Annotated in this window: 12 protein-coding genes; 6 read left to right on the plus strand and 6 right to left on the minus strand. The window is 41.6% G+C overall.

Features of this window, described 5'->3' with window-relative positions; translation table 11 throughout:
* Positions 1-28 precede the first annotated feature (28 nt).
* A complete protein-coding gene (locus WBA23_RS09470; protein ID WP_424582035.1) occupies positions 29-910 on the plus strand; it encodes a hypothetical protein in 882 nt (293 codons plus the stop codon).
* Between the two features lie 91 nt (positions 911-1,001).
* On the opposite strand, the gene WBA23_RS09475 is transcribed toward WBA23_RS09470, so the two are convergent.
* A complete protein-coding gene (locus tag WBA23_RS09475) occupies positions 1,002-1,622 on the minus strand; it encodes a hypothetical protein (RefSeq protein WP_424582036.1) in 621 nt (206 codons plus the stop codon).
* Between the two features lie 311 nt (positions 1,623-1,933).
* Between WBA23_RS09475 and WBA23_RS09480 the strand changes: the two genes are divergently transcribed.
* Positions 1,934-3,031 (plus strand): Gfo/Idh/MocA family protein, encoded by a 1,098-nt coding sequence (locus WBA23_RS09480; RefSeq protein ID WP_424582037.1) that lies wholly within the window; start codon positions 1,934-1,936, stop codon positions 3,029-3,031.
* Positions 3,032-3,046: 15 nt separating this feature from the next.
* Here the strand turns inward: WBA23_RS09480 and WBA23_RS09485 are convergent, their stop codons facing one another.
* Positions 3,047-3,682: an MOSC domain-containing protein gene (locus tag WBA23_RS09485; protein ID WP_424582038.1), complete on the minus strand. Its 636-nt coding sequence runs from the start codon at positions 3,680-3,682 to the stop codon at positions 3,047-3,049.
* A 126-nt stretch (positions 3,683-3,808) separates the two neighbouring features.
* Here WBA23_RS09485 and WBA23_RS09490 point away from each other — a divergent pair, with 126 nt between their 5' ends.
* Positions 3,809-4,549: a hypothetical protein gene (locus WBA23_RS09490; protein ID WP_424582039.1), complete on the plus strand. Its 741-nt coding sequence runs from the start codon at positions 3,809-3,811 to the stop codon at positions 4,547-4,549.
* Between the two features lie 53 nt (positions 4,550-4,602).
* Positions 4,603-4,923 carry a heavy metal-binding domain-containing protein gene (locus WBA23_RS09495; RefSeq protein ID WP_424582040.1) on the plus strand — a complete coding sequence of 107 codons (321 nt, stop codon included), beginning with the start codon at positions 4,603-4,605 and terminating at the stop codon, positions 4,921-4,923.
* A gap of 19 nt (positions 4,924-4,942) precedes the next feature.
* Here WBA23_RS09495 and WBA23_RS09500 read toward each other — a convergent pair whose 3' ends face one another.
* The 3 genes from WBA23_RS09500 to WBA23_RS09510 form a co-directional block, all read right to left on the minus strand.
* The gene (locus WBA23_RS09500; RefSeq protein ID WP_424582041.1) at positions 4,943-5,614 is read right to left on the minus strand and encodes a TetR/AcrR family transcriptional regulator; all 672 of its coding nucleotides are present in this window, start codon (positions 5,612-5,614) and stop codon (positions 4,943-4,945) included.
* A 221-nt stretch (positions 5,615-5,835) separates the two neighbouring features.
* The gene (locus WBA23_RS09505; RefSeq protein ID WP_424582042.1) at positions 5,836-6,873 is read right to left on the minus strand and encodes an oxidoreductase; all 1,038 of its coding nucleotides are present in this window, start codon (positions 6,871-6,873) and stop codon (positions 5,836-5,838) included.
* Between the two features lie 199 nt (positions 6,874-7,072).
* A complete protein-coding gene (locus WBA23_RS09510) occupies positions 7,073-7,216 on the minus strand; it encodes a hypothetical protein (RefSeq protein WP_424582043.1) in 144 nt (47 codons plus the stop codon).
* A 602-nt stretch (positions 7,217-7,818) separates the two neighbouring features.
* Here WBA23_RS09510 and WBA23_RS09515 point away from each other — a divergent pair.
* Positions 7,819-8,448, plus strand: a complete 630-nt coding sequence (locus WBA23_RS09515; protein WP_424582044.1) for a hypothetical protein — start codon at positions 7,819-7,821, stop codon at positions 8,446-8,448.
* 99 nt (positions 8,449-8,547) lie between these two features.
* Here WBA23_RS09515 and WBA23_RS09520 read toward each other — a convergent pair whose 3' ends face one another.
* Positions 8,548-10,131 (minus strand): ABC transporter permease/substrate-binding protein, encoded by a 1,584-nt coding sequence (locus tag WBA23_RS09520; RefSeq protein WP_424582045.1) that lies wholly within the window; start codon positions 10,129-10,131, stop codon positions 8,548-8,550.
* Between the two features lie 84 nt (positions 10,132-10,215).
* Between WBA23_RS09520 and WBA23_RS09525 the strand changes: the two genes are divergently transcribed.
* Positions 10,216-11,436, plus strand: a 1,221-nt coding sequence (locus tag WBA23_RS09525) for an MFS transporter (RefSeq protein ID WP_424582046.1), incomplete at its 3' end; no start/stop codon positions are given.

Consider the following 11,436-nt stretch of genomic DNA (forward strand, 5'->3'; position numbering starts at 1 on the left):
GATTAACACAATTAAATTATTGAGACTTATGAAAAGATATGCAATCCTTGTCCCCGCTCTAGCCCTAATGGTTAGCTGTAATCATAAAGAATTAGAGAATCAAGTTGCAGCTCTAGAAGCTGAGCGACAGCAAATTATGGCGGCGGCTGAACAAAAAGATGCTACCCTTACTGAATTTATGGAGTCGTTAGCCACCGTAGAAGATAATCTTCATAAAATTCGGGAACGGGAGTTGAACATTGAGATTACCCAAAAAGAGAAAGGAGCAAGTCCTCAAGAAACCCAGCAGCAAATTGTTAGCGATATTCAGACAATTGATGCGCTATTGGTAGAAAACCGAGAGAAAATCCAGGAATTAAATAAGAAGTTAGCGGGAGCCTACGGTAAGAATAGTAAACTGAGAAAATCGCTAACCAAACTAAAAGATGATTTAACTGAGCAGATTAAGCTACGAGAGGCAGAAATTGGTACCCTTAAAGGGAAGTTGGTAGCGATGGAAATTAAAATTGAGGATTTGAACACGAACGTAGCCGATCTGGAAAAAACTAATGTGGCGAAAGACTCAGTGATTGAAGAGCGAGTAACCGAACTCCACGAAGCCTTCTACGTGACTGGAACTTCCAAAGAACTGCAAGAAAAATCGGTGATTGACCGTAAGGGTGGTGTGCTTGGTTTAGGTAGAACTACTACTTTAGCGGCTAAGTACGACGCTCAGCAGTTCACTAAAATTGACATCCGCCAGCAAATGAGCTTTCCATTACCCAGTGAAGATGTCAAGTTAGCTACTACGCATCCGGTGGGTTCTTACCAGATCAAAGCCGACGAAGAAGCTAAAACCACCCAGCTAGTTATTGCTGATCCTGAGAAATTCTGGGAGTCTTCTAAGTACCTAGTAATGGTTGTAAAATAGTCAACCCCTCTTTCCCTAATACATAACCTCTAAACTACGGGAGTAAAATACTTCCGTAGTTTTTCATTAAAAATAGACGGTTAGCATTGAGCTAAAGATAGCCATTTAAAGAATGGTAATAATTTAGCAGTTCTGCTAACTCGGCTCCATCATTTTTAGATATCTTCTTCTCTTTAACAAAATCATATAGTTCGTTTGAGTACGATCCCAATTCATCAATAAGACTCTTGACGGAAGTTATTCTAAAAATCTTCGTTTCAGATTTCATAAGATAGTGTACATCAGGGTCGCGAACAAAACGGTTTGGTTTTATTCTTCCCAAAAATTCGGTGGTTTCCTTATAAAAAGAAGTTTTCATTTTAGTCAAGATAGCAGGATAACTAGAATTCCACTTTTTTAAAAATCCTGATGCCTCTGTCTCCAAGCTTGGTTCAACGTAGATGAATACTTCATTGCCTAAGAAGATTTTCTCTATACTACTTGGATCAGCGAAGGCGAAAATTGCACTATCTTCTATATACTGAAGTTCGTCGTGGTGTAAATTTAGCCGAAGGGGAGCCTGGCGAATATCCAATTTTTTATCGTAAACTTCTCCCATTACAAATTCATCATACAGGTACCGGCTTCCTTCTACATGTACTTCTGTTGGCCACTGAACCCCTCCCCCGTGAAGTTGATTCCCCGAGCTGATAGTCTGCGACGAAGAAATCATCGGAATCCAGCATAGGAATAGTAAGAGGAATAATGCAGAATTCTTGTGAGTACAGTTGAGATAATTCATGCCGATAGAGGTTAGGTAATCAATATAATGATTTTAGCTCGATTTAAAGTAATCAAGAAAGATTCGTTAGACGAAGAGGTAACTCCACCAACTATGAGGAATTAGTTGAGTGGTAAAGGGCAGTATTTTTCATATCTGTACAAAAAACAATGAATCAGGCGATCGGTTTAAAAAAGTATCTGAGGCCTCAACCGTTTGAGCCTTATCAGTTTCGAATAAATTTATCTTTTGAATTATCAAGTATGAACCGACGCAATTTTACCCGTACTGTAGCTGCGGGAGCTTCAGCACTTCCATTCACTCATTCATTTGCTTCTTCCTTTTCTCAAGACAAAAAACTAGGAGTTGCACTGGTTGGCTTGGGCGGTTACAGCAAAGGGCAACTAGGACCAGCATTACAAGAAACCGAAAACTGTTATTTAGCTGGAGTAGTAACGGGTACCCCGGAAAAAGAGAAAATCTGGGCCGACAAGTATGGTATCCCGGAGAAAAATATCTACAACTACGAAACCTACGATCAGATTGCTGATAACGAAGATATTGATATTATTTACGTTGTGCTACCTAATTCTATGCACGCGGAGTATACTATTCGAGCTGCCGAAGCTGGGAAGCATGTGATCTGCGAGAAACCAATGGCAATGAATGTAGAAGAGTGTCGGCAGATGATGAATGCTTGCGAGCAAGCGGGCGTAAAACTATCCATTGGCTATCGTTTACATTTTGAGCCGTACAACCAGAAAGTGATGGAGATAGCGGAGAAGAATACGATGGGAGATATTAATTTCGTACGCTGCGGGGCGGGCTACCGCATGGGCGATAATTGGGATCAGTGGCGCTTGCAGAGGGATTTAGCCGGAACCGGAGCACTAGGAAATATGGGTGTTTATGCCATTCAGGGGGCAATTTATGCGGTGGGGGAAAACCCATTGTATGTACGAGCGCAGGAATTTAAGACTATGCCCAAGAAGTTTGATGAAACTGACGAGACGGTCACCTTCCAATTTGAATTTCCGAGTGGGGTGGTGGCTAACTGCGAAACGAGCCACAATGCCAGTATGAACTATCTGTACGTATCAGCTGAAAATGGTTGGATAGAACTTGATCCGTATTCTCAGTACGGTGGTTTAAAAGGAAAGACCAATGAAGAACCACTCAACTTCCCGCAGGTAAACCAGCAAGCTCGGCAAATGGACGACTTTGCTGCCTGCATCATGAACAATACGCAAACTCCCGTACCCGGAGAAATGGGACTACGCGATATTCAAATCATCGACGGAATTCTTGCTTCTATCGAATCGGGTGGTGATAAGGTTAAGTTAGATAATTTGGCGTTTTAGTGGAATAGAAACGCTCTATTGAAGCTTCTTCGCAAAATACGTTCGCCAATCTTCAGGAAGATACGGATCGTTCGCGGCTACTTCTATTCCTTCTTTATCATTCTTATCAATGGCGTACAGGCGAACGATGTCGGTGATTGTTAATTGAGAATCAGATTTTTTTAGTAGCGTCAGCGAATCACCGGCCTGTACTGACCCTTCTTTGATTACCGAGAAGTAAACTCCGGGCTGGTTGCGCTGTAAAAAGTGGCGAATCATTTTGGGGTCACCGAAGCGAATACCCAACTTAAAGCAGGGAAAGCGGGGTTGAGTTGCTTGCAGTTCACATTCCCCCGCTAGAAACTGATCACCAATATTCACCGTGGTTTCATCCAAGCCATCCACCGTTAAGTTTTCGCCAAATACAGCCGTTGGGAAATCATGCTGCGGAAAATCTTGCTTCCAGCCCGCGTAGTGCTGCTGTGGGTAAGCGTAAACGGCTTTCGCCACACCCCCGTGTACTCGAAGATCAGCTTGTCGATCCCCATCTAAATTGAGCTTACGCACCATCACTGGTTCATTAGTTGGTGATTTGAAAATACCAGTACTTATCTCTTTTCCTTGAAAGGTAACCTTTTGGGGTAATCCCACATTTACGGATGCTATTTTCATATAGGCGATTGTTGGGGGTTCAACTTGAGCTCTTGTTTGAGGGGGGTAAATATACCAGTGAATTTCAGAAAACGATAGAGGTAGTTTGCTAGTTGATAGAACGAATCATCAACCATTTTTTAAACAATGAAGAAGAGAATAATTTTTTGCTTAGCTTTTTTTATTCTATTGGTTGCTCAAGTATCCCACGCACAATGGCGGTTCAACTTCGAGTCGGGGGTAGTATTTAGCGAATACAACGATGTGCGGGTGCCGGGCGATGCTGGTACTTTCTTTTCGCTTGATGACGATCTGTCGCCTATCAACCGCGTTTACTACCGGCTACGTTTGCAGTACACCCTCAACAATAAACACACATTCAGTGCTTTGTTCGCCCCACTTACTGTCAACTATGAGGGAGAATTTAATCGGGAAGTAACCTTTCTCAATCAAACCTTTTTAGCGAATACTCCCGTTGAAGCGGCCTACCAATTCAATTCTTATCGCCTAACGTATCGCTACGAATTTGCGCGAAAAGGTCGCTTTCAGTGGGGAATTGGAGCTACGGCTAAAATTCGGGATGCCTCTATTCAACTGCGTAGTGCTAATCGTTCTGAAGAGAAAACCAATGTAGGCTTTGTTCCTTTAATAAACTTTAGAGCAGAGTGGTTTGCTAAAGAACGCTTATCTATTGTGCTAGTGGGAGATGCTTTAGCTTCACCGCAGGGGCGGGCCGAAGATGTGCTACTGGCTGCTTATCTTTACCCTAATCGTAGAGTCACGCTAAAGGCTGGTTATCGTATACTGGAAGGCGGGGCCAATAATGATGAAGTATACAACTTTAATCTACTACACTATGCCGTTATTGGTGGTATTGTTAACTTTTAAAAGCGTGGAGCCAAACAGTAATTGCTGGCAAAAGTTGATCTAATAAAAATACTATGCTAATTACCACCACTTCTACCTTACAGGACAAGACAGTTACTGAACATCTTGGATTAGTATCCGGAGAAGCCATTATTGGAGCTAATGTGTTTCGTGATTTCTTTGCTGGTATTCGCGATATTGTTGGTGGTCGTTCGGGTTCTTACGAACGGGCTTTACGAGATGCTAAAGAAATTGCTTTACGCGAGATGCAGGAAGAAGCTGACAAGTTAGGTGCCAACGCTGTTATTGGAGTAGATTTAGACTACGAAACTGTGGGAAGAGAATCTAGTATGCTGATGGTAACCGCTAGTGGCACCGCTATTACCTATCAATAAATCTAATTACTAGTAATTTTCACTGACGAAGTGCGGCAAAAACTAAGTTTTCTACGTACTGATATACTTGTTGATGTAGGTTAGGTTGGTCTCTGTTTACTTCGGTAAGAGACGGCAAGTGTAGCGCAAAGTAAGCCTGCTGATGCGAAGTTTCCAACACGGTGCTGATCAAAGCGTTAGGATAGGGATACTCAGGGTTTACCTCTTTAGCAATAGTCGCAATTCGTTTGCATAGATCTTTATAGCCCCTGAATAAGCCTTCCTTATTATCTTCGTCTACCTGTTTTGTCAAATAGGTTTTGTTGGACTCAGAAACTACAATTCGATAAAGAGCAGTTTCGTCAATATCAGCAAAGGCGGGATCAAATTCAGCCTCATCGCAGATTGCTTTGAGAGCTGTCTTTAGTTTTTCTTCCGAATCAGTCAGATGATTGGTTTGGTAGTCAATTAAGTACTCCATCCACTTCCAATACCAAGCAATTAAATAGATAAGTAATTTATGCTTATTTTCAAAGTAGCGATAGACCGACGCTTCGGTAGACTGAATTTCGGTAGCAAGTTTTTTAAATGTGAATTGTTCAAACCCCAATTCATCAATCATCTTAATGCTCTGACTGATAATCTTTGAACCTAATTCCGTATGCTGAGGGTCGCGAGTAAAGTAACGCTCGCTGAGCCGTAGTGTAACCATAATTGATGAATGATGTGCTAAGGTAGTAAATAAGCAATACTTCCAAAAATAATAGAAAGAAACCAAACACTAGATTCTGGAAACCAAAGGCAGAAGTCTGGAATTTAGAAGCTAAAACCAAAAGGAGGACTGGGGTAAGAGTACATAGCTAATTATAAGAGACTACTATAACACTTCTACTCTCAACCTCTAGCTTAGACTTCCCGGCTTTCGGTCTTCGTCTATACTTTCAACTCTCGGCCACTTTCATTGCTCTGATAGGCCAATTCAATAAGATGAATTACTTGCTTAGCTTCTTCTGGGGGAACCAGTAGGGTTGATTGAGTAGAAATTGCCTGAGCAAGATTATCGTAAAAAGCTAGATAGTTTCCTGCTTCGGAAGCTATTTTTCCTTGGAAAGGTAGGCTATTTAGTTCAGTATTTAAGGTACCCCAAATTTTTTCAGACTCAGTACCCCAATCAGGTTCATTAGGCATCTTACCCGCCTTCAAGTCATCTTCTTGAGAATCTAAACCGTACTTGGTGAAGGTGCCTAATTCACCCAGAATTTTGTATCGAGGGCCTTCGTCGCGCACCAAGTAGCTTGATTTTAGCGTGACTTGCTTATCAGGGTAGCCTAAAATAAGATGATAGGCATCAGGGGCTTTCCCTCCGGTTCGCTGGATACTGAGTTTGGCAAACAGGGTTTCGGGCATTCCAAATAGCACGAGTGCCTGATCAATCATATGCGAGCCTAAATTATAAAGAATGCCTGAGCCAGGTCCGCTTTCCTCTTTCCAAGTATCAGGCTGAATGTAATTTCGGTAGCGATCGTAGTGAGCTTCAAACTCTACTACTCGTCCGCACAACTGCTGCTTTAGCACTTTTTGTACGGTTAGGAAATCACTGTCTAGCCTCCTATTCTGAAATACGGTAAGAACTCGGTTTTTCTGTTTAGCTAAAGCAGTAAGTTCTTCAGCTTCGCTTACAGTATTAGTGAACGGCTTCTCCACTACCACATGCTTTCCCGCTTCCAGTGCTGCCTTTGTCATACTAAAATGATGGGTGTTAGGCGTGTTGACCACAATCAGATCCACCTTTTCATCAGTTAGCAAATCATCAAACTGCCGAACGGTAATAATATCGGGGTAATCAACTACCGCATCATCGCGATGGCGTTCCAGCACTTTATATAATTGAAAATCAGGATGCGTAGTAATCAGCGGAGCATGGAAAACCTTTCCGGACATGCCATAAGAAGCTAGGGCGACTTGAATCATAGGGTAGTGGTTTGAAGGCTTAAACTACGTAAATTTAGCAGTTCGCCCAAGAATATTCTGCTGGTGAATAATAGTGGTAAGGCTAAACAAAAGCAAGGAGGAGTAGCAAACTGGATTTAGAAAGATAGCTTACAAAAAGTAAGCACATACCAAACTCAGTCTAGTATGTGCTTCACATTTAATTAAAATACTGCCGAGTTTATCTAGGCACTACCTCTGACTTTTTGGGCATACCCATTGACTCGTCAGGATTAATAGCTTCTTCGCTACAACTAAATAGAGTTGTCGCAAGAATAGCGAAAGCGAAGGAAAGTTTGACAGTTTTTAAAATGAAGGTTTTCATAGTAAAATAATTTAGGTAAAATAATTAAACATAAATACATCAAAGTGATGTAAGAGAAGTTGATCAACTACACTACAAATATAACTATTCTATTTATTTATAAAATATAATTTATTTGACTTGTGATAAAAATTTGAAAAAAGAACAAAAAATTACAAAAAGTAAATTGGTGGAATATATGATAATTTGATCCAAAAAAAAGATTGTCTAACAGTAATATGAATAGATTTAGTATGACTATTGACAAAATAATTTAAATTATTTTATAATATTTAGAAGTTATATAAAATATTCGTGATATATATCTTATTAATTACGAAAATGAAAATCAACATCTCATTCATACAGTATTTTCGTGAGTAGTCCTAATTAGGACTGTATAAAGATTTTAGTGAAAGTATATACAATCCTTACTTCATATTAAACGATAAATCACTATGTAAGAAATAAAGGAAAAATGTCTATTTTTTAGTGATTTTTATATTTTGCCCGTGTATGATTTAGAAGAAGAAAGATGATTATACGATAAGATTTGGCGGAATATTCGTGCTCATACCATTAGCAACGTTATATAACCGACTTGCTAGCAGGTAAGTAGCATTATGAAGATATTAGAGAAGCAACAGGTAGAATCAATAATTAAGACATTTCGGTATACTTTAAGAGACCGGCGTAAGTTAGTAAGCATAATTATCGTACTAATGCTTCCGCTAATACTGTTTTCGTGGAGATTTATCCCTGATGATATTGATTTCCCCTACTACGGTCATCTGCATGTATTCATTTGGACATTCAACCTGTATTTTGTAATAGTGATGTTAGCATCAGCTTGGTTTTTATCCATACCTCAGAGAGACTTTGCTATGCAGATAATCGTCTTGGCAGCTTTGTTTTTAGGTATTTCTCAAACGTTCAATACTTTGCCATTTAGCAATGATTCACCTTGGTGGATAGACATTTTAGTTATTCTTGTCCTATTTCTAGTAGTTAGTATTTATTTGTACTACGTACATAACAACTATGTAAATCGTAATATAGACTACAAACAGTTGCACGATGGCATTGTGCACGATCTACATCATCAGCGATTTTTAAACTCTATTAGCCGGGTGGAAGGGTTAATAAATATAGCCGAGATGGAAGAACCCTACAAAAGTATGTGTGCCGACGAAATTGCCGAGCTTAAGAAGTCAGTGGCTTATGTAGCTGAAAAATATAAAGAACTATACTAAGCAATTAGCAATTACATACAACATTGACAGCTAAGGCACGTCGGTTTAATACCCGTACGAGTTACAAACTGACACTAGCCAATCTCAGTCCATTACTCATCAATCATTAATTCGTTCATCATTATAAAGGTATTTCTTTAAATCAGAGATGCTGTTTAATTTCAACTTTTGAGCTTGGTTTTCCCGCATCATAAGGGCGGTAGTATTGTTAAAGCCCAAAGGTGGTAGCCAAGTGAGATTGTGCTGCTGCTGTACTTCTCGCTGTACGTAATCATACACCCAATCTTTGTTTTGCACTAAACTGTCTACCGTAGCTGCTTCCGGTTTTAGTAAGACCAGCAACACAGTTCCGGTGTATTCGGGATAGATATCGACGAAGCCGTTGATGATCGCATCCATTAGTAACTTAGTGCCTCCAAATCCTTGTTTGAGTTCTACCGTCAAACTGGTTTGCCCCTCAATAAGTAGCGTAAATAATTCGGCCAGAATAAAGTTTTCGGTAAACGCTTTGGAACCTATAATTAAGTCAGGGTTTCCTTGCTTTTTTTCAAATGTCGTAAATCCTTGTGCATCTAAAAATTCCTGAGCTACCGCCCGAGGTGATCGTTTATTTCGGTCTACTTCAAAGTTCATCTGCATCATTGCCGCTTCATTAATTTTGCCAGCGAGCTGCTGAAAGAGTGACTGTAGTTCTGGAAATTGGTTAAGCGTTTCTTGACGGGTAAGCGGAGCGGCGTAGTAGGGGGGGAAGTACTGTAAGTCATCTTCCAGAACCCGCAGATTGTAGGCGGCAATGCGTCCGTCGGTAGAAAAACCACTGATAACATCTACTTTCTTCTGATTCAAAGCTTCGTACATTAGGCCAATCTCCATCTCCATTGCTTCTATAGAAAAGCCGTATTTCTGCTGTAGTCCAGGGTACCCATCGGCTCGCTCCATAAATTCAGAATTGAATCCGGCTACTAACGACGAAGGGTTCGCATTTGCGGAAGGCCACACAGCTTGTCCAATCAGGCCCACGCACAGAATCCCAAAACCGATCGCCAGTGGTTTCAGCAGCTTATGAATATGGCGTTGAATTAGGCTTAGTAAAGTATCTAGCACAATCGCCAGTAGCGAAGCCGGAATCGCTCCGGCCAAAATCATGTACGTATTGTTCACCGCAATGCCCCGGAAGATGAACTCGCCCAATCCGCCGGCAGCAATCAAGGCACAAAGCGTAGCTACTCCTATATTAATGACCATGGCAGTACGAACTCCGGCAAAAATGATTGGAGCCGCCAAAGGCAGTTCTACCATTCGTAAGATTTGCAGATTGGTCATGCCCATACCCAGCGCAGCTTCTTTAATAGCCGCATCTACTCCCTGAATACCGGTGTAGGTATTGCGGACAATCGGTAGCAGTGCGTACAGAAATAGCGCGATAATAGCCGGAAGCACTCCAATGCCGAAGAATGGTAACATAAATCCTAGCAGAGCAATACTGGGAATAGTCTGCACGATGTTGACGAAGCCAAGAATAGGCTGAGCCGCCGCTTCGTAGCGAGTAAGCAGAATGCCAATGCTAATGCCGACTACTGTAGCAATTACCAGGGCAATCATGGTGATCCAGAGATGCTCGTAGGTTTGATGAAGAATTTCAGCGCGTTGCTCAACTACAAACGAAAAAAAATCCAGTAGCAAACGAGGGGTTAGTTTAGTGTTATCGAATGGTTATGAATAAGTTTGCACCAAAACACCTGTGGGCGATTTGATAATGTTGAAGGTATGAATTACTACCAATTTTTTAAGCAGAACGCACAGTTTTTGCTATTTGGCTTATTTTTCACCTTCTTTTCAGGCTTCGGCCAAACGTTCTTTATCTCCTTATTCAGCGAAGAAATTCGGAATAGCTTTGAGCTATCGCACGGTAGCTTTGGATTAATTTACTCGCTAGCCACGCTTAGTAGTGCCGCTACGCTAATTTTCGTAGGTCGCTATCTGGATCGCACGAAGTTGATTAATTATACTATCTGGGTTTGTGTTGGATTTATTGTTGCCAGTTCTGTTTTTGCTTTTGCCCCGGCTGTACTCTGGCTAGGAATAGGAATCTATGGCTTGCGTTTGTCCTGTCAGGGGTTGATGACGCATACTTCTATGACGAGCATGGCTCGCTATTTTGATGCTCAACGCGGCAAAGCATCGAGCATTGCTACAATGGGTTTTCCGTTGAGCGAAGCCATTTTTCCGGTTTTGGGCGTAGCCACAATGCAAGCGGTAGGTTGGCGTAACACTTGGCTGGTCGTGAGTGTGCTCGGTTTACTGGTAGTGTTACCGACGATGATCGGTTTGCTCCGAGGCCATCAGCAACGGCATACTTCCTGGTTACAGAATATGAAGCGAGTTGCCTCTACTACGGTGCCGCTCAAAAATTGGCGAATGAAGGAAGTACTGAAAGATGTTCGGTTCTATTTGGTCGCTCCGGCGGTGCTTACTCCGGCGTTCGTCAATACCGGAATTTTCTTTCATCAGGTGGCACTAGTAGAAGCTAAAGGCTGGAGTCTGACTTGGTACGCCACTTGTTTTACTGGCTATGCGGCAGCAACCGTAGTAGCCGCAGTAATTGTAGGCTGGCTAATTGATCGCTGGAATGCTATTCAGCTCCTTCCGTTTTATTTATTACCTATTGGAGTAGGCTTAATTACCCTAGCATTGTTAGATAGTCCGTGGATTGCTCTGCTGTACATGGTATTAGCGGGGTTTACCGGCGGAAGTGCCTCCGTACTAACTAACGCCATGTGGGCCGAATTATACGGTGTAGCTTCACTAGGAACAATACGCTCGGTGGCCAGTGCTATGATGGTTTTTTCCAGTGCCTTGTCGCCAGTGTTATTGGGAATTATGTTAGATGCGGGCTTTCCTATGTCAGTGCCAATACTGTTGTGTTTAGCGTTCGCAGTCGCAGCGGTGGTTCCTCTAATATTTTTAGTCCGTTTACAGCAACGGGAA

It is taken from the genome of Tunicatimonas sp., assembly GCF_049647865.1.
GTDB lineage: Bacteria > Bacteroidota > Bacteroidia > Cytophagales > Cyclobacteriaceae > Tunicatimonas.

Bases quoted from the DNA above. Each gene is read 5' to 3' on its own strand.
- WBA23_RS09510 (WP_424582043.1), bottom strand. From the start codon at position 7,216: ATGAAAACCTTCATTTTAAAAACTGTCAAACTTTCCTTCGCTTTCGCT.
- WBA23_RS09470 (WP_424582035.1), top strand. From the start codon at position 29: ATGAAAAGATATGCAATCCTTGTCCCCGCTCTAGCCCTAATGGTTAGC.
- WBA23_RS09500 (WP_424582041.1), bottom strand. From the start codon at position 5,614: ATGGTTACACTACGGCTCAGCGAGCGTTACTTTACTCGCGACCCTCAG.
- WBA23_RS09480 (WP_424582037.1), top strand. From the start codon at position 1,934: ATGAACCGACGCAATTTTACCCGTACTGTAGCTGCGGGAGCTTCAGCA.
- WBA23_RS09485 (WP_424582038.1), bottom strand. From the start codon at position 3,682: ATGAAAATAGCATCCGTAAATGTGGGATTACCCCAAAAGGTTACCTTT.
- WBA23_RS09490 (WP_424582039.1), top strand. From the start codon at position 3,809: ATGAAGAAGAGAATAATTTTTTGCTTAGCTTTTTTTATTCTATTGGTT.
- WBA23_RS09515 (WP_424582044.1), top strand. From the start codon at position 7,819: ATGAAGATATTAGAGAAGCAACAGGTAGAATCAATAATTAAGACATTT.
- WBA23_RS09475 (WP_424582036.1), bottom strand. From the start codon at position 1,622: ATGATTTCTTCGTCGCAGACTATCAGCTCGGGGAATCAACTTCACGGG.
- WBA23_RS09495 (WP_424582040.1), top strand. From the start codon at position 4,603: ATGCTAATTACCACCACTTCTACCTTACAGGACAAGACAGTTACTGAA.
- WBA23_RS09505 (WP_424582042.1), bottom strand. From the start codon at position 6,873: ATGATTCAAGTCGCCCTAGCTTCTTATGGCATGTCCGGAAAGGTTTTC.